We start from the raw sequence: 18,818 nt of genomic DNA, 5'->3' as shown, positions 1-18,818 counted from the left end.
CCCGTCTCACCGTGTCCCGGCCTCCTCGTCCTGGCCCTCGTGCTCGCCCTGGTCCCCGTGCTCGCCGGGGGCCAGGGTCGCGCCGCGCAGGCCGGTGAGCGTCAGCGCCAGCGCCAGTGCCAGCGCGGCGCTGGCGGCCCCGTACACGACGATCGCGGTGCCGGGTGCCAGGTAGCGGCCGAGCGCGCCCGCGCCGAGCGAGCCGACGGCCTCGCCGCCGGTCTCCTGGGCCGACCACAGGGCGTTCACCCGTCCGAGGTAGCCGTCAGGGGTGTGCGCCTGGATGAGGCCGTAGCGGAGGATCTCCTCGATGGAGGCGACCAGCCCGTACCCGAACAGGATCGCGACGGCGAGCGCGGGATGGCGGGCCAGCCCGAGGCAGGCCAGCAGGGCGAACCCGCAGACCGACGCGACGAGCAGCGCCTTCCCCGGGGAGCGCGAGCGGCCCGTCCAGCCGCTGGTGACCGCGCCGAGCACCGCGCCGCAGGCCGGTGCCGCGTACAGCAGGCCGACCGTGGCCGGGCCGCCGCCGAGCTGCAGGGTCGCGAACGCGGGCATCAGCACCGGGATGCCGCCCGCCACCATGAACAGCAGGCCGAGCAGCATGAGCGACCCGACGACGCGGTGCGAGGCCACGAACCGCAGCCCCGAGCCGATCGCGCGCAGCGGGTTCTCGGTGACCTCGGTGACCGGCCTGAGCGCGGGCAGCCTGGCCAGCAGGCCGAGGGTGGCCAGCGTGCCGGCGGCCGCGGCCGCGTAGTTCCAGCCGACCCCGAACGCCGACACGGTCAGGCCGCCGAGCGCGGGGGAGAGCATCGAGCCCAGCCGTACGGTCAGCGCGTTGAGCGCGCCCGCCGCCACCAGCCGGTCGGGCGGCACCAGCGCCGGGGTCGCGGCCAGCAGCGCGGTGACGCTGACGCCGGTGGCCAGCCCGTCCCAGGCCGCGAGCACGTAGATCGCCGCCAGTGAGGGGGAGGGCAGGAAGGCGTTCAGCGTCAGCAGCGAGAAGCCGAGCCCGGCCGCGGTCCGCGCGACGAGCATCAGCCGGCGCCGGTCGTGCCGGTCGGCCAGCACCCCGCCCCACAGGAAACCCGCCAGCAGGGCGAAGCCCTCGGCCGAGGAGACCGCGCCGACGTGCACCGTCGAGCCGGTCATCGCGTACACCTGCACCGGGACCGCCACCATGAGCATCCCGATGCCGAAGACCGAGACGGTGCGCGCGATGAAGACGTCGCGAAAGGCCCTGCTGGTACGGAGCGGGCCGATGTCCATTGCCAGATGGCGGAGCATCTTCGGGGTTCTCCTCGACATGCAGAGTGGATAAGGTGAGCCTTACCTTAGTTGACCTTAGGGAAAGAGGGCAGACAGTGCAGCGGGTCCTTATGAACGGAAAGATCCACCGCGCCACGGTGACCCAGGCGGACCTGCACTACGTGGGTTCCCTGACGATCGACGCCGAACTGATGGCCGCCGCCGACATCGTCGAGGGGGAGCAGGTCCACATCGTCGACATCGACAACGGTGCCCGCCTGGTCACCTACGCCATCACCGGTGAGGCGGGCAGCGGGATCATCGGTGTCAACGGTGCCGCCGCCCATCTGGTGCACCCCGGAGACCTCGTCATCATCATCTCGTACGGCACCTTCGACGACGCCGAGGGACGGGCGCACCTGCCCAAGGTGGTCCACGTGGACTCCGCCAACCGCATCGTCGCCCTGGGGAACGACCCGGCCGAGCCGGTCCCCGGCGAGCCGGCCCAGCTCGCGGGGCGGTGAGACGTGGAAGGGTTCACCCCCTGGCCCGAGGAGTTCGAGGCCCGGTACGTGGCCGAGGGCTACTGGAGCGACCGCCTCCTCGGTGACGTGCTGCGCGGAGGCGACCCGGAGCGGGTCGCGCTGGTCGCCGGGGACGAGCGGCTGACCTACGCCGAGCTGGACCGGCGTGCCGGGCGCACCGCCGCCGGTTTCGCCCGGCTCGGCATCCGGCGCGGCGACCGCGTCGTGGTGCAGCTGCCCAACACGTCCTCGTTCGTCGTCGTCTTCCTGGCGCTGGTGCGCATCGGCGCCGCCCCGGTGCTGGCCCTGCCCGCGCACCGCAGCAGCGAGATCGGCTACCTGTGCGAGCTGAGCGAGGCCAGGGCGTACGTCATCCCGGACGTGCACGGCGGGTTCGACCACCGCGAGCTGGCCCGCTCGCTCTCCGTCGAGCACGTCGTGGTGGACGGGGACGCCCAGGAGTTCCTCGCGCTGGCCGACCTCGACGCCGACCCCGGTGACGTGTCCTACGAGCGGCCCGGCCCGGCCGACGTCGGGGTCTTCCTGCTCTCCGGCGGCACCACCGGCCTGCCCAAGCTCATCCCGCGCACCCACCGCGACTACGTCTACAACCTGGAGGCCAGCGCCGAGGTGTGCGGGTTCACCCCCGCGACCGTCTACCTCGTGGTGCTCCCGGTGGCGCACAACTTCGCGCTCGCCTGCCCCGGGGTGCTCGGGGTGTTCGCCAAGGGCGGCACGGTCGTGCTGGCGCCCTCGGGCTCTCCCGACGAGGCGTTCCCCCTCATCGAGCGGGAGCGGGTCACGGTCTGCGCGATGGTGCCGCCCATCGCGCTGCTCTGGCTGGAGGCGGCCTCCTGGTCCGAGGAGGACCTGTCCTCGCTCGAACTGCTCCAGGTCGGCGGTGCCAAGTTCGCGGCCGAGCGGGCCGCCCAGGTCCCCGGGGTGCTGGGCTGCGCTGTGCAGCAGGTGCTGGGAATGGCCGAGGGGCTGCTCAACTACACCCGGCTGGACGACCCGAGGGAGCTGGTCGACACCACGCAGGGCAGGCCGCTCTCACCGGCCGACGAGATCCGCGTGGTCGACTCCGAGGGCGCCGAGGTCGCCCCGGGGGAGGTCGGCGAGCTGCTCACCCGCGGCCCGTACACCCTGCGCGGCTACTACCGCGCGCCCGAGCACAACGCGCGCTCCTTCACCCCCGACGGCTTCTACCGCACCGGTGACCTGGTGCGGCGGCTGCCCACGGGACACCTCGTCGTGGAGGGCCGCGCCAAGGACCAGATCAACCGCGGCGGGGACAAGATCTCGGCCGAGGAGCTGGAGAACCACCTGCTGGCCCACCCGGCGGTGCACGACGCCGCGGTGGTCGGCATACCGGACGCGGCGATGGGGGAGCGGACCTGCGCCTTCCTGATCGTCCGCGGCCAGGCGCCGACGCTGCGGGAGATCAAGGCGTTCCTCAAGGAGCGCGGCGTGGCCGCCTACAAGTGGCCCGACCGCGTCCGGCTGGTCGAGACCTTCCCGCGCACCCCGGTCGGCAAGGTCAGCAAGAAGGAGCTCGCCGCCGACCTGAACTGAGCGTCCCGGCGCGGACGTCCGCGTCCGGGGGCGTCCCCGTCCGGGGGCGTCCCCGGGCGCGGACGGCGGGGTCGGCGGGGTCGGCAGGGTCACCGGTCCGGGCGGTCGCCCCCGTGCCGGACGGTCAGCGAGGCGAGGGCGGCGTCGACGGCGTCGGTGAGGCGGCGGGGGTCGGCCTCGGCCCGGGCGACGACGTGAAGTCCCTGCATCAGGGCGAGCAGGAGGCGGGCCTGGGCCCCGCAGTCGACGTCGGGACGAACCTCGCCGGAGCGTCGCGCGGCGTTCAGGGCCCGCTCCAGGCCGCCCTCCAGCGCGCCGAAGCCGTCGTGCACCAGCCGTCCCGCCGCCTCGTCCCGCGGGAGCAGCTCGGCCGCGGTGTTGCCGAGCATGCAGCCGCGCCCGGGTTCCGCCCGCGCGGCCTCGAGGGCGCCGAGGAGCAGCTCGCGGACCCGCGGCAGGACGGGCCCCCCGGCCGCGATCCCGTCCGCCTGCTCCCGGCTCGCGTCCACGTAACGCCCCAGCGCCCGCAGGAATATCGCGTGCTTGTCGCCGTAGGCGGCGTACAGGCTGCCCGGCAGCACGCCGATCTTCCCCTTGAGGTCCCGCAGCGACGTGGCCGCGTAGCCGTGCCGCCAGAAGATCTCCAGGGCGCCCCCGATGACCTGGTCGTCGTCGAAGGAGCGGGGCCGTCCGGTGCGTGGCATGGGGGGAGCCTACAACTTCTTGACAGCCCGTTCAAGAAGTGGAACCGTGCCGGTCACGACTTCTTGTTCGCCCGATCAAAAAGTCATCGCCACTTCGAGGAGATCCCGTGAGACGCCTCTTCCTGCACATCAACGTGTCGCTCGACGGCTACATCGCCGACCCCGCGGGTGATATCGACTGGCGGTTCGCCGACGAGGAGTTCCAGGGCCACATCGACGCCCTGCTGGAGTCGATCGACGGGATGGTCTTCGGCCGGACGGCCTTCGAGCAGCTCGCCGCGTACTGGCCGACGGCCGGGGAGGAGGTCTCGACCACCCAGCGGCGCCGGATGCACGAGTTGCCCAAGTACGTCCTGTCCCGTACGTTCCCGCACACCGGGTGGCACAACTCCCACCCGCTCGGCGACGACCCTGCCCGCCTCCTCGGCGACCTCAAGCGCCAGGACGGGCGCGACCTCGCGCTCTTCGCCGGAGGCCGGGCCGCCACCTCCGCGGTGCGCCTCGGCGTCCTGGACCAGGTGCGGCTCGTCGTCAACCCCGTCCTGCTCGGCGGCGGGACGCCGCTGTTCGACGGCACGTACCCGAAGGCGGATCTCCGGCTCACCGACACCCGCCGGTTCGCCTCGGGCGCCCTGCTCCTCACCTACGACGTCGCGGTTCCCGGGACGCCGGCGCGGTGAGGTTCCACGCCGGGCCGGGACGGACCTACCGGCCCTGCGGTGCCGGGTGGTCGCCGGACGGTGCCGGTGGGGAAAAGCGCGTGCCACCCGGGCGGGGGCGCCTCGCCCGGGTGGCACGGGAACACGGCGGCTAGGCGCTCGGGACCACGTACGGGGCGATGCTGGAGAGCTTCTCGCAGGTCTCCTCGTACTCACGCTCGGGGGTCGAGCCGGAGACGATGCCGGCACCGGCCCGCAGCCAGGCCCGGCCGTTCTCGCTGTAGATGGCGCGCAGCACCAGGGCGGCGTCCATCGCCCCGTCCCGCGAGATCGACAGGACGGCGCCCGCGTAGAGCCCGCGGGGCTCCTCCAGCCGGGCGATCGCGTCGATCGCCTCGGGCTTGGGGATGCCCGAGGCGGTCACCCCGGGGAACAGCGCGTCGAGGGCGTCCCAGCCGGTGCGGCCGGGTGCCAGCTCGCCGCTGACACTGGAGCCCAGGTGCTGCACGCTGCCGCGTTCCTTGACCGTCATGAAGCCGGTGACGCGGACCGTGTCGGGCGCGCAGACCCGGTACAGCTCCTCCTGTGAGGCGCGCACCGAGACCGCGTGCTCGAAGATCTCCTTGGGGTCCCCCTCCAGCTCGCGGCGGGTGAGCGAGTCCACGCTCTCGCCGCGGCCGAAGGCCCGGGTGCCGGCCAGCGGCTGGGTGGTGACCGTACCGGCCTCGTCCACGCTGACCAGCACCTCCGGGCTGAACCCGGCCGACCGGAAGCCGTCCAGGTCGAGCAGGAACGACCGGGCAGGGGTGTTGGCGGCGCGTCCGCACGCGTAGGTCGCGACGACGTCGACCGGGAACGGGACCGGCAACCGGCGCGAGACGATGACCTTCTGGTAGAGCCCGGCACCGATCTCGGCCACGGCCCTGGCCACCCGCGCCCGGTAGTCGTCCCCACCGGGACGCACGTCGACCGGGGACGGCGCCAGGGACGGCGCCGGGGCCGCGGACGGCGACAGCGCCGCCGCGACCTCGACCCCTACCGCGACCTCGGGCGAGGACGCGACGGGGGACATGGCGGGGGGCGCGACGGGGGACACCGCCGACGGCGGGACCTGCGGCGCGACCGGCTCGGACAGCAGCGCGGCGACCCGTTCGGCCTCGCCCGGGTCCGCGCTCGTCACCACGGCGCGTCCCTCCTCGATCCGCACCTCGGTGCGCGGCACGACCAGGTGGGCGAGCCGTCCCGCGGGGACGTGCGCGGCGAACTCGAACGCGATCCAGCCGTAGGCGTTCCAGGCCGGCCAGGGAGCCGACCGGAGCGCGGCCTCCAGTGCCGCGGAGGGACGTCCCGACCAGGTCTCCTCCTCGGCGGGACCGTCCGCCCAGCGGCTGCGCACGACGCCGGGTTCGAGGATCACCTCACCGGCCACCCCGCCCGCGAACGTCCAGCGGCCCGGCCGCTCGTACACCACATAGTCGGTGAACAGGCCGGACCCGGCCAGGCGCGTGACCAACGACAGCGGGTCGGCCACGTCGCCGACCACCACGTGCGCGCGCATCTCATCGGTGCTGACACCAGAGGACAAAAGACCCACCCCTCCGCGGGACGAACTTCCCGACTAATTAGGTAAGCCTAACCTTGTGTGAATTTAAGAGGCAAGGCTAACCTAAGCCAGACGCTGGACAGTGCCCGGCCCCGGCCCCAAAGGAAGAGTTGAGCGTGCGGCAACAGCAGGACATTGCGCGGCGACGTGAACTGATGCGGCGGATGATGGCCGAGGCGGGGCTAGGGCCCGGCAGGGACGGGATCGTCCCGCGCGCCTCGGCGGGACCGGCCCCGCTGTCCTACGCCCAGCAGAGCATGTGGTTGCACCACCGGACGTTCCCCGACAGCCCCGCCTACAACGTCTGCCTGCTGGTGCGCATGGCGGGCCCGCTCGACGTCGAGGCGCTGCGCGAGGCCCTGCGCGGCCTGATCCGCCGTCACGCGGTGCTGCGCACCGTCTACGACGAGGACGACGAGCACACCGCGAACGCCGGGGACACCGGGAACGTGGCGAGCACCGCGAACGCCGGGGACGCCGGGAACAGCGGGAACAGCGCGGGAGGCGAGGGCGCCGGGGGGCCGGTGCAGCGCGTCCTGGACGACGACTCCCTCGACCTGCCGCCGCACGACTGCGGCGACGCCGAGGCCCGGGCCGCGCACCTGGCCGCGCTCCCGTTCGACCTGCGGACCGAACGGCCGATCCGGCTGGAACTGCTCCGGCTCGGCGCCGACGAGCACGCGCTGGTCCTGGTCGTGCACCACATCGCCTGGGACGGCATGACCTGGGGGTCGCTCTCGCGCGACCTGTCGGCGCTGTACCGCGCCGCGCTCTCCGGCGAGCCGGACGGCCTGCCCCCGCTGCCGGTGCAGTACGCCGACTACGCTGCCTGGGAGCAGGGCCGCCCGCGCGCCGCCGAGGAGCTGGAGTACTGGCGCCGGCGCCTCGACCCGCCCCCGGCCCCCCTGGACCTGCCCGCCGACCGCCCGCGCGGAGCCGTCGTCTCCGAGCGCGGCGGGCGCCGGGCCCGCCGTTTCGACGACGCCGTCACCGCGGGGATGCGCGCGCTGGCCGCCCGGGAGAACCTCACCCCGTACATGGTGATGCTCGCCGCGCACGCGGTGCTGCTGCACCGCTACACCGGCGCGACCGACATCGCGATCGGCTCGGCGGTGATGAACCGCGAGCACATCGAGATCGAGCGGCTGGCCGGCAACTTCGGCAACACCCTGGTGCTGCGCACCGACCTGTCCGGCGCCCCCACCTTCCGCGAGGTGCTGCACCGGGTGCGCGAGACCTGCACCGAGGGGTTCGCGAACCGGACGCTGCCGTACGACACGATCGTGCAGGAGCTGCGGCCGGCCCGCAGGCGCGGCGGGTCGCCGTTCTTCGACACCATGCTGCTCTTCCTCGCCCAGGAGATCGGTGAGCTGGACCTGCCCGGCCTCACCACGGGCTGGACGCACATCCACAACGGCACCACCCACTTCGACCTGTCGCTGGAGGCGTTCGTCCGGCCGCAGGGCATGACGGTCGAGGCCACCTTCCGCCGCGAGCTCTTCGACGACGAGCGCATCGACGCGCTGCTGGTCCACCTGGAGACGCTGCTGGGCGGCGCGGTGAACGCCCCGGACACGCCGATCGCCGACCTGGAACTGCTCGACGCGGCCGAGTCGGCGCTGCTGGAGGCGTGGAACGACACCGCGCGTCCCGTCCCGGACACCACGGTCACCGCCCTGTTCGAGGAGCAGGCCGCGCGCACCCCGGACGCGGTCGCCGTGGACGGCGAGTCCGGCGCGCTCACCTACGCCGAACTGGACCGGCGCGCCCGCGACCTCGCCGGCCTGCTGCGCGAGCGCGGTGCCGGGCCCGACCGGGTCGTCGCGCTGGCCCTGCCCCGCACCCCGGACCTGGTGGTCGCGCTGCTGGCCGTGCTCAAGGCCGGCGCCGCCTACCTGCCGCTCGACCTGGACCACCCGGCCGACCGGCTGGCGTACATGATCGAGGACGCGGCCCCGCTCTGCGCGCTCGCGACCGCGGAGACCGCCGCGCTCCTGCCGCCCGGGACCGACGTGCTCCTCCTCGACGCCCCCGCGCCCGCCGTCGCGTCGGGCACGGCGGCCGGCGCGGAGGCGCGGCCGGTGCGGGGCGGCGACCTGGCGTACGTCATCTACACCTCGGGATCGACCGGCCGCCCCAAGGGCGTGGCCGTCCCGCACTCGGCGCTCACCGCCTTCCTGCTCACCATGCGGGAGCGCCTGGCCCTGGGCGCCGGCGACCGGCTGGTCGCGGTGACCACGATCGCCTTCGACATCGCCGCGCTGGAGCTGTACGTACCGCTGATCAGCGGCGCGACCGTGGTCCCCGCGAGCCGCGAGACCGTGCGCGACCCGGCCGCGCTGGGCCGGGCGCTGGCCGGGGCGACCGTCGTCCAGGGCACCCCCTCGCTGCTGGGGTCGCTGGAGCCGTCCGCGCTGGCCGGGCTGCGGGTCCTGGTCGGCGGCGAGGCCCTGCCGCCCGCGCTCGCCGGCACCCTGCACGCCACCGCGGCCTCGGCCGTCAACATGTACGGGCCCACCGAGGCGACGATCTGGGCGACCTCCGCCGAGCTGCCGTCGGACGGGATCGGCCACCCGTTCCCCAACACCCGCGCCTACGTCCTGGACGCCGCGCTGCGCCCGGTGCCGGTCGGCGTCCCCGGTGAGCTCTACCTGGCGGGCGTCCAGCTCGCCCGCGGCTACGCCGGCCGTCCGGGGCTGACCGCCGAGCGTTTCGTCGCCGACCCCCTCGGCCCGCCCGGTGAGCGCATGTACCGCACCGGCGACCTGGCCCGCCGCGCCCGTGACGGCTCCCTGGAGTACCTGGGCCGCGGCGACGACCAGGTGAAGATCCGCGGCTTCCGGATCGAGCCCGCCGAGGTGCAGGCGGTGCTCGCCGCCCACCCCGGTGTCGCGCAGGCCGCCGTCGTGGTCCGCGAGGACACCCCCGGCGACAGGCGGCTCGTCGCCTACGTCGTGCCGCACCCGGACCTGGACGACGGCCTGGACGAGGCCGGCCTGAGGGCCACCGCGGCCGGGGCGCTTCCCGAGTACATGCTGCCCTCCGCGACCGTCCTGCTGGAGGCGCTGCCGCGGACGGTCAACGGCAAGCTCGACCGGGCCGCGCTGCCCGCCCCCGAGGTCCGCGTCTCCGGCCGGGAACCGCGTGACGAGCGCGAGGCCGCGCTGTGCGCGGTCTTCGCCGAGACGCTCGGGCTGGAGAGCGTGGGCATCGACGACGACTTCTTCGCGCTGGGCGGCCACTCGCTGCTCGCCACCCGCCTGGCCGGCCGGGTACGCGCCGCGCTGGACGCCGAGCTCACCATCGCCGACGTCTTCGAGGCGCCCACGGTCGCCACCCTGGCCCCCCGCCTGACCCGTGGCACCGGCCCCCGGGTCCGCGACGTCGTCCGGCCGGACGTCGTCCCGGCCTCGCCCGCGCAGCGCGGTCTGTGGTTCGAGGAGCGCCTGCGCGGCCCCTCGGCCGCCGACGCGCTCCCGCTCGGCCTGCGCCTGCGCGGCCCCGTCGACGTCGACGCGCTGCGCGCCGCCTTCGCCGACGTGGTGGCCCGCCACGAGGCGCTGCGCACCCTGCTCGTCGAGGGGGAGGACGGCCTGCCCGTGCAGCGCGTCCTGGCCACCGGCGAGGCCGCCTTCGACGTGGTGGACGCGCGCGGACGCTCCGAGGAGTGGCTGCGAGAGGCCGAGACGCGGGCCGCCTCGCACGTCTTCGACCTCGCCACCGACCTGCCGATCCGGGCGACCCTGCTGCGCGTCTCCGCCGAGGAGTCGGTGCTGGTCATGCTCCAGCACCACGCCGCCGCCGACGAGTGGTCGTTCACGCCGCTGCTCGCCGACCTGTCGCGCGCCTACACCGCCCGCGCCGCGGGCGCCGCGCCCGACTGGGCGCCGCTGCCGGTGCAGTACGCCGACTACGCCGTCTGGCGGAGCCGGGTCCCCGAGGTCGCCGGCGGTACCGCCTTCTGGGAGCGGACGCTGCGCGGGCTGCCCGAGGAGAGCACGCCGCCCCCGGACCGGCCCCGCCCCGCCGAGGCGAGCCACCGCGGCGGGCTCGTCCCGTTCCGGCTGCCGCTGGACGGGGTGCGCGAGCTGGCCCTGCGGACCGGCACCAGCGTGTTCATGGTCCTGCACGCCGCCGTGGCCGCGCTGCTGCACCGGGCCGGCGCGGGCGAGGACGTGGCGCTCGGCACGCCCGTCGCGGGCCGTGCCGACGCCGACCTGTCCGACCTGGTCGGCGTGTTCGTCAACCTCGTGGTGCTGCGCACCGACCTGTCCGGCGACTCGGCCTTCACCGAACTGCTGGAGCGGGTCCGCCGTGCCGACCTGGCCGCGTTCTCCCACGCCGACGTGCCGTTCGAGCAGGTCGTGGAGCGGCTGGCGCCGGAGCGCTCGCTGGCCCGCAGCCCGCTGTTCCAGGTGATGATCGTCCACCAGCGGCTGGAGGACGTCCGGCTCCGGCTGCCGGGCGTGCGCGCCGAGCCGTTCCTGCCGCGGACCGGCGGCGTCAAGTTCGACCTGGACGTCTACTTCTCCGAGGGCGAGGACCTGATCGAGGGGTTCGTGGCCTACGCCGCCGACCTCTACGACGCCGAGACCGTCACCGGCCTGCTCGACGACCTCGCCGAGCTGCTGAGGCGGGCCGTGGAGGACCCGGCGCGGCGCCTGTCGGCGCTCGGCGCCCCGGCCGCCCGGCCCGCCGTCACCGCCCGCGAGGCCCGCGAGACCCGCGAGCTCCGCGAGCTCCGCGAGACCCGCGACGGCGGGGCCGCCGGCCTGACCGTCGCCGAGATGGTCGAGGCCCAGGTGGCGCGGACGCCGCACGCCCCCGCGGTCGTCTTCGGCGACACCGTGCTCGACTACGCCGGGCTGGACGAGCGCGCCGAGGCCCTCGCCGACCGGCTCGCCGCGGCGGGCGCCGGGCCGGAGCGGATCGTCGCGATCGCGCTGCCCCGCTCCGCCGAGTTCGTGATCGCCCTGCTGGCGGTGCTCAAGACCGGCGCGGCCTACCTGCCGATCGACACGACCTACCCGCGCTCCCGGATCGACCTGATGCTCGACGCGGCCCGCCCGCTGCTGGTCCTGGGGGCCGACGAGCTCCCCCCGGACGCGCCGCCCCGCGCCCGGACCCGGCCGCTGCCCGACCACCCGGCGTACGTGATCTTCACGTCGGGCTCCACCGGGACGCCCAAGGCCGTCGCCGGCACCCAGCGGGCCCTGGCCGGCCGCCTGGCCTGGGGCATGGACCTGGCCCCGGTCGGCACGCGGGTCGCCAAGAGCTCACCGGCCTTCATCGACGGCAGCACCGAACTGCTCGGCGGCCTCGTGGTCGGCGACACCGTCGTCGTGGCCGACGACGAGACCGCCGTCGACGCGCTCGCCCTGGCCGGCCTGATCCGCCGGCACCGGGTGAACCTGGTGACGGTCGTGCCCGGCCTGCTGTCCGCGCTCCTGCGGGCCGGCGAGGCCGGCGACCTCGGCTCGGTGACCACCTGGGTCAGCAGCGGCGAGGCCCTGCCCGCCGCGCTGGCCGCGCGGGTCCCGGCCCGGCTGGTCAACCTGTACGGCTGCTCCGAGGCGGCCGGCGACAGCCTGATCGCCGAGGGCGCAGGGGGACTGGTCCCGATCACCGGCACCGAGGCGTACGTGCTGGACGCCGGGTTGCGCGAGGTGACGGTCGGCGAGCTGTACCTGGCCGGGGACGGCCTGGCGCGCGGCTACCTCGGCGACCCGGCCCGCACCGCCGAGCGGTTCGTCGCCAACCCCTTCGGCCCGCCCGGCTCGCGGCTCTACCGCACCGGCGACCGGGTGCGCCGCCGCCGCGACGGCGCCCTGGACTTCCTGGGCCGCGCCGACGACCAGATCAAGATCCGTGGCTTCCGCGTCGAACCCGGGGAGGTCGAGGCCGCGCTCGCGGCCCGGCCCGGGGTGCGGCGGGCGGCCGTGGCGCTCCGCTCGGGGCCGCGCCTGGTCGGCTACGTCGAGACCGAGCCCGGCACCGACCTCGACGCGCTGCACGAAGGGCTCCGCGAGACCCTGCCCGGCCACCTCGTCCCGGCCGTGCTCGTCGGCCTCGACCGGCTGCCGCTGACCCCGGGCGGCAAGCTCGACCGCCGGGCGCTGCCCGAGCCCGCCGCCCGCGCGGGACGGGCCCCGGAGACCGGGGCCGAGCGCGCCCTGGCCCGGCTGGTGGCCGAGACCGTCGGGCGGGACGCCGTCAACGCCGACGATGACTTCTTCCGCACCGGCGGCGACAGCATCAGCGCCGCCCTGCTGGTGGGGAGGGCCCGCCGCGCCGGGTTCGCCTTCACCGTCCGCGACGTGTTCCGGCTGCGCACCGTCGAGGCCCTGGCCCGCATCCCGGCCGCCGCGACCGCACCGGACGCGTCCGCGCCGGACGTCCCCGTACCGGACGCGTCCGTGCCCGGCGTCCCCGCGACGGACGCCCCGGCCGGGGGCGCCTCCGGCCCGGAGCGGGCCGAGCTGCCGCTCTCCCCGCTGCAGGAGGGCCTGCTCTTCCACCTGATGATGGCCGGCGAGGACCGCGACATCTACGTCCAGCAGGCCGTGGTGACCCTGACCGGACCGGTCGAGGCGGACCGGCTGGCCGGGGCCGCGCGCCGGGTGCTGCTGAAGTTCCCCAACCTGCGCGCCGGGTTCCGCACCGACGGCGGCCGTACCGTGCAGTTCGTCCCCGAGCACTTCGAGGTCGACTGGACCTTCGCCGACCTCACCGGGACGACCGGCGAGACCGGCGAGACCGACCGGGTCGGCGGGATCGGCGGGGCGGACGGCCTGGAGGCGTTCGTCGAGGCGCAGCGCGCCCGCCCGTTCGTCCCCGACTCCCCGCCGCTGATCCGCTTCGCGCTGGCCAGGGTGGGGGAGGAGGACTTCCGGCTGGTGCTGACCTCCGAGCTGATCCTGCTGGACGGCTGGTCGGGCGCCCTGCTGGTCACCTCGCTGCTGGAGTTCTACACCGACGCCGAGGCCGAGCACGACCGCCCGGCCGTCCCCTTCCACGCCTACCTCGACTGGGTCAACGCCCAGGACCGCCAGGCCGCGCTCAAGGCGTGGGCCCGTGCCCTCGACGGCCTCGACGAGCCCACCCTGATCAGGCCCGAGCTGACCGGCCGCCCCGCCGACCTCGCGGGTGCCGGGGAGATCCACCGGGCGCTGCCCGGCGACCTCGCGTCCCGCCTCGACACCCTGGCCCGCGAGTCCGGCCTGACCCTGGGCACCCTGTACGAGAGCGCCTGGGGACTGCTGCTGGCCGGGCTGACCGGCCGCGACGACGTGGTCTTCGGCGTCTCGGTCTCCGGCCGCCACCCCGACGTCGACGGGGTGGAGTCCATCGTCGGCCTGCTGTTCAACACCGTCCCGGTCCGGGTGCGGGCCTCGGCGGCCGACCCGCTCCGCGCCGTCCTGGAGCGGGTGCAGACCTTCCAGTCGGAGCTGTTCGACCACTCCTACGTCGCGCTCGCCGACGTGCAGCGGGAGACCGGTCTCGGCACCCTGTTCGACACCCTCTTCGTGTTCCAGAACTTCCCCGGCATGCCCGTCGGGCGCGGGTTCGGCCCCGGCGGCGACGTGCGGGTGACCGGCCGCCAGGTCCGCGACGCGACCCACTACCCGGTCACCATGGTCGTCGAGCCCGGCGCGGGCCTGCGCGTCATGTACCGGGGCGACGCCTTCACCGAGGCCGAGGCCGCGCGCCTGACCGACCGCTACGTGCGCGTCCTGGAGGCCGTCGCCGCCGACCCGGCCGGGCCCTGCCACCGGCTCGACCTGCTGCTGCCCGGCGAGCACGACCGGCTGCGCCGCGACTGGGCCGACTCCGAGCGGTCCGTGCCCGAGCTCACCATCGCCGAGCTGCTCGCCGAGCAGGCCGCGCGCACCCCGGACGAGCTCGCCCTGGTCTCCCAGCCGGACGTGCGGCTGACCTACGCCGAGCTGGACGCCGCGGCCAACCGGCTGGCCCGGCTGCTGCTGGCGCACGGGGCCGGTCCGGAACGGGTCGTCGCCCTCGCGCTGCCCCGCTCGGCGGAGATGGTCGTCGCGCTCTTCGCGGTGCTCAAGACCGGCGCCGCCTACCTGCCGCTGGAGCTCGACTACCCGGCCGACCGGCTGGACTTCATGCTGGCCGACGCCGCCCCGGCCTGCCTGGTCTCGCACCGCGCCATCGCCGCCGGGCTGACCTGCCCGGGGGAGACGATCGCGCTCGACGACCCCGCGGTGCGCGAGCGCCTGGACCGGCTGCCCGGCACCGGCCTGACCGGCGAGGAGACGCCCGGCTTCGGCAGGGACGTCCCCGGGCGGCTGGAGCACCCCGCGTACGTGATCTACACCTCCGGCTCGACCGGCCGGCCCAAGGGCGTGGTCACCCCCTACCGGGGCCTGACCAACATGCAGTTCAACCACCGGGCCAACATCTTCGACCCGGTCGTGGCCTCGGCCGGACGCCGGCTGCGGATCGCGCACACCGTGTCGTTCTCCTTCGACATGTCGTGGGAGGAACTGCTCTGGCTCATCGAGGGCCACGAGGTGCACGTCTGCGACGAGGAGCTGCGGCGCGACGCCGAGGCGCTGACCGAGTACCTGCGACGCCACCGGATCGACGTGATCAACGTGACGCCGACCTACGCGCAGCAGCTCCTGGAGGAGGGCCTGCTCGACGGTGAGCACCGGCCGCCGCTGGTGCTGCTGGGCGGCGAGGCCGTCCCGGCGGCCGTGTGGGACCGGCTCGCGCGCACTGAGGGGACGCTCGGCTACAACCTCTACGGCCCGACCGAGTACACCATCAACACCCTCGGCGGCGGCACCGAGGACAGCGCCACCCCAACCGTCGGCAAGCCCATCTGGAACACCCGCGGGTACGTGCTCGACGCCTGGCTGCGGCCGGTCCCGCCCGGCTCACCCGGAGAGCTCTACATCTCCGGCGCCGGCCTGGCCCGCGGCTACCTCGACCGGCCCGGCCTGACCGCCGAGCGGTTCGTGGCCGACCCCTTCCAGGCGGGGGAGCGGATGTACCGCACCGGCGACCTGGTACGGGTCCGCGAGGACGGCAACATCGACTTCCTGGGCCGTACCGACGAGCAGGTGAAGATCCGCGGTTACCGGGTCGAGCTGGAGGAGGTCGAGACCGCGCTGGCGGCCGAGCCCGGCGTCGGGCAGGCCGCGGTCGTCGCGGTGAGCACGGACGTGCCCGGGGTCAAGCGCCTCGTCGGCTACGTGGTGCCCGACGGCGCCGCGCAGCCCGAGGCCGAGGCCGAGCACCTGGCGGAGTGGCGGCAGATCTACGACGCCGAGTACACCGAGATCGGCACGGCCGTGCACGCCGAGGACTTCGCGGGCTGGGACAGCAGCTACGACGGGACGCCCATCCCGCTGGAGCACATGCGCGAGTGGCGCGAGTCCACCGTGGCCAGGATCGCCGCGCTGCGGCCCCGGCGGGTGCTGGAGATCGGCGTCGGCACCGGCCTGCTGCTGTCGCGGCTCGCCGGTGACTGCGAGGAGTACTGGGGCACCGACTTCGCCGCCCCCGTCATCGCCAAGCTCCAGGCCGACCTCGGCCCGGACTCGCCGGTACGGCTGAGCTGCCGGCCCGCGCACGACACCGCCGGCCTGCCCGCCGGGCACTTCGACGTCGTCGTGGTCAACTCGGTGGTGCAGTACTTCCCGAGCGCCGGCTACCTCGCCGAGGTGATCGGCGCCGCGATGGACCTGCTCGCCCCCGGCGGCGCGCTGTTCGTCGGCGACGTCCGCGACCTGCGGTCGGTGCGCTGCCTGCACGCGGCCGTCCGGCTCGGCCGCCTCGGCGACGGCAACGACGACGGGGACGGCGGCGACCCGCGGGCGGTCACCGCGGCGATCGACCGCGCCGTCCGGATGGAGAAGGAGCTGCTGCTCGACCCCGCGTTCTTCACCGCCCTCGGCGTGGCCGCGCGGGTGGAGGTCCGCGCCAAGCGCGGCGTGCACCACAACGAGCTCAGCAGGCACCGCTACGACGTGACGCTGTGGAAGGCGCCGGTCACCCCGCCCGCCGTACCGGCGGAGGAGACCCCGGTGGTGGACTGGGCCGGGCCGGGCACCCTGCCGCCCGCGGGCCCGGCCGGGCCGCTGCGGGTGCGGGGCATCCCCGACCCCCGCCTGTCCGGCGAGCTCGCCGCGCTGCGCGCCCTGGAGGGCGGCGCCTCGCCGAGGCGGGCGCGCGAGCTGCTGGGCGAGCCCCCGCGCGGGGTCGACCCCGAGTCGCTGTACGCCCTCGACCCGGACGTGGTCATCACCCCCTCGGCCGAGATCGGGTACTACGACGCCGTCTTCGGCGGCGGGGCCGCGTACGCTCCGGCCGACCCCGACCGCAGGCCCGCCTCGTACGCGAGCAACCCGGCGGCGGCCCGCGACCACGGGGCGCTCGCCGCCCGGGTGCGCGAGGGGCTCAAGCGCAGGCTGCCCGGCTACATGGTGCCGAGCGCGATCGTGACGCTGGACGCGCTGCCGCTGACCGTCAACGGCAAGCTGGACCGCAGGGCCCTGCCCGCCCCGGACCGGCACGGGCCGCGCGGGAGCGGGCGCGCCGCCAGGACCGCGGTGGAGCACCTGCTGTGCACGCTGTTCGGCGAGGTGCTCGACGTCTCCGGCGTCGGCATCGACGACGGCTTCTTCGAGCTGGGCGGTCACTCGCTGCTGGCGACCCGGCTGGTCGGCAGGGTCCGCGCGGTGCTCCGCACCGAGCTGGCCATCCGCGACCTGTTCGAGGCGCCCACCGTCGCCGAGCTGGCCGGACGGCTGCACGACCGGGCCGGGGTCGCGCTGCGGCCCCCGCTGGTGCCCGCCGAGCGGCCCGAGCGCGTCCCGCTGTCGTACGCCCAGCGCCGGTTGTGGCTGCTGGACCAGATGCTGCGCGAGGACGAGGGGCCGCGCGAGGCCTACCACCTGCCGCTCGCGGTGCACCTGAGCGGGAGGCTCGACGTGGCCACGCTGCAGGCCGCGATCGGCGACGTGACCGCCAGGCACGAGAGCCTGCGGACCGTCTTCGCCGAGCACGAGGGCGTGCCCTTCCAGCGCGTCCTGCCGCCCGAGCAGGCCCGCCCGGTCCTGGAGGTCACCTCGGCGGCGCCCGGGGAGGTCATCGCGCGCCCGTTCGACCTGGCCACGCAGATCCCGCTGCGGGTCGCGCTCATCGAGGAGGGGCCGGACGAGCACCTGCTGCTGGCGGTCTTCCACCACATCGCGTTCGACGAGTGGTCCTTCGGCCCGTTCGCCAGGGACGTGGCCCGCGCCTACGCCGCGCGGCTGCGGGACGCGGCACCGGCCGTGGAGCCGCCCGCGGTGCAGTACGCCGACTACACGCTCTGGCAGCGCGAGCTGCTCGGCGACCCCGCCGACCCCGGCAGCCTGCACGCCCGCCAGCTCGCCTACTGGGCGCGGGCGCTGTCCGGCATGCCGCAGGAGATCCCGCTGCCGGTGGACCGGCCCAGGCCCGCCACCGTCGGCCAGCGCGGAGGGACCGCGACCAGGCGGCTGCCGGCGGCGCTGACCGGGCGGCTGCGCGAGCTCGCCCGCTCGGCGCAGGCCAGCATGTTCATGGTCTGCCAGAGCGCGGTGGCCGCGCTGCTGCACCGTACGGGCGCGGGGGAGGACATCCCGCTGGGCAGCCCGGTCGCGGGCCGCACCGACGAGGCCGTCGCCGACCTGGTCGGGTTCTTCGTCAACACGCTGGTGCTGCGCGCCGACACCTCGGGCGACCCGTCCTTCGCCGAGCTGCTGGCCCGTGTCCGCGACACCGACCTGGCCGGTCTGGCCAACCAGGACCTGCCGTTCGAGGCGCTGGTGGAGGCGCTGCGCCCGCCGCGGGTGCCCGGCCGCAACCCGCTGTTCCAGGTGATGGTCGGCTACGAGAACCAGGCCATGGGCGAGGTGGACTTCCCCGGGCTGCGGCAGCGGGAGGCGCTGTTCAGCCCGCCCGCGGCCAAGTTCGACCTGGACTTCATCTTCCGGGAGCGGGGGGAGGAGCTCCACCTGATCGTCGACTACTCGGCCGACCTGTTCGACCCGGCCACCGTGGACACGATGATCGGGGCGCTCCTGGACGTGCTGGGACGCGTCGCGGCCGAACCCGAGACGCGCCTGAGCGACCTGCCCGTCACGCTGGAGGCCCGCACGGTCACCGCCGCCGCCACGGGACCGGCGTCCCGGCGCGACGACGACCTCACCGAGCGGCTGTGCCGGGTGTTCGCCGAGGTCCTGGAGGTGGACGCGGTCGGGCCGCACGACAACTTCTTCGACCTGGGCGGTCACTCGCTGCTGGCCATGCAGCTGGTCCGCAGGATCCGGCGCGAGCCCGGGTGCGCCGGGGTGCGGATCGCCACGCTGATGACGTCCCAGAGCGTGGCCGAGCTCGTCGACCGCCTGGAGTGAGGCGCTTCGCCGGGAAGCGCTTCGTCGTGAAGCGCTTCCCAGGGCGGGCAAAGATTGTTAACTTAGGTGAGGCTTACCTAAAACGGGAG

7 protein-coding genes are annotated in these 18,818 nt (G+C 75.0%); 4 read left to right on the top strand and 3 right to left on the bottom strand.

Features of this window, described 5'->3' with window-relative positions:
* Positions 1–6 precede the first annotated feature (6 nt).
* Complete coding sequence (gene entS, locus ACZ6RT_RS21585; RefSeq protein ID WP_470155620.1) at positions 7–1,311, bottom strand: enterobactin transporter EntS; 1,305 nt, start codon at positions 1,309–1,311, stop codon at positions 7–9.
* 56 nt (positions 1,312–1,367) lie between these two features.
* Here entS and panD point away from each other — a divergent pair, with 56 nt between their 5' ends.
* Together panD and ACZ6RT_RS21575 are read left to right on the top strand one after the other, a co-directional pair.
* Positions 1,368–1,775, top strand: a complete 408-nt coding sequence (gene panD / locus ACZ6RT_RS21580) for an aspartate 1-decarboxylase (RefSeq protein ID WP_399194982.1) — start codon at positions 1,368–1,370, stop codon at positions 1,773–1,775.
* 3 nt (positions 1,776–1,778) lie between these two features.
* Positions 1,779–3,350, top strand: coding sequence for a (2,3-dihydroxybenzoyl)adenylate synthase (locus ACZ6RT_RS21575; RefSeq protein ID WP_470155618.1), 1,572 nt, complete (start codon positions 1,779–1,781; stop codon positions 3,348–3,350).
* Between the two features lie 89 nt (positions 3,351–3,439).
* Here the strand turns inward: ACZ6RT_RS21575 and ACZ6RT_RS21570 are convergent, their stop codons facing one another.
* A complete protein-coding gene (locus ACZ6RT_RS21570; RefSeq protein WP_470155617.1) occupies positions 3,440–4,054 on the bottom strand; it encodes a TetR/AcrR family transcriptional regulator in 615 nt (204 codons plus the stop codon).
* 107 nt (positions 4,055–4,161) lie between these two features.
* Here ACZ6RT_RS21570 and ACZ6RT_RS21565 point away from each other — a divergent pair, with 107 nt between their 5' ends.
* A complete protein-coding gene (locus ACZ6RT_RS21565) occupies positions 4,162–4,734 on the top strand; it encodes a dihydrofolate reductase family protein (protein WP_470155615.1) in 573 nt (190 codons plus the stop codon).
* Positions 4,735–4,864: 130 nt separating this feature from the next.
* Here ACZ6RT_RS21565 and ACZ6RT_RS21560 read toward each other — a convergent pair whose 3' ends face one another.
* Positions 4,865–6,298 carry a salicylate synthase gene (locus tag ACZ6RT_RS21560; RefSeq protein WP_470155613.1) on the bottom strand — a complete coding sequence of 478 codons (1,434 nt, stop codon included), beginning with the start codon at positions 6,296–6,298 and terminating at the stop codon, positions 4,865–4,867.
* A gap of 134 nt (positions 6,299–6,432) precedes the next feature.
* Here ACZ6RT_RS21560 and ACZ6RT_RS21555 point away from each other — a divergent pair, with 134 nt between their 5' ends.
* Positions 6,433–18,729: an amino acid adenylation domain-containing protein gene (locus ACZ6RT_RS21555; RefSeq protein WP_470155611.1), complete on the top strand. Its 12,297-nt coding sequence runs from the start codon at positions 6,433–6,435 to the stop codon at positions 18,727–18,729.
* Positions 18,730–18,818: the final 89 nt, after the last annotated feature.

Source organism: Streptosporangium sp. NPDC050148, from assembly GCF_055586505.1.
This window is presented reverse-complemented; position numbering and strand designations above follow the sequence as displayed.

Excerpts from the sequence above, each read along its gene's own strand:
- entS (WP_470155620.1), bottom strand. The coding sequence starts at position 1,311 with ATGTCGAGGAGAACCCCGAAGATGCTCCGCCATCTGGCAATGGACATC.
- ACZ6RT_RS21570 (WP_470155617.1), bottom strand. The coding sequence starts at position 4,054 with ATGCCACGCACCGGACGGCCCCGCTCCTTCGACGACGACCAGGTCATC.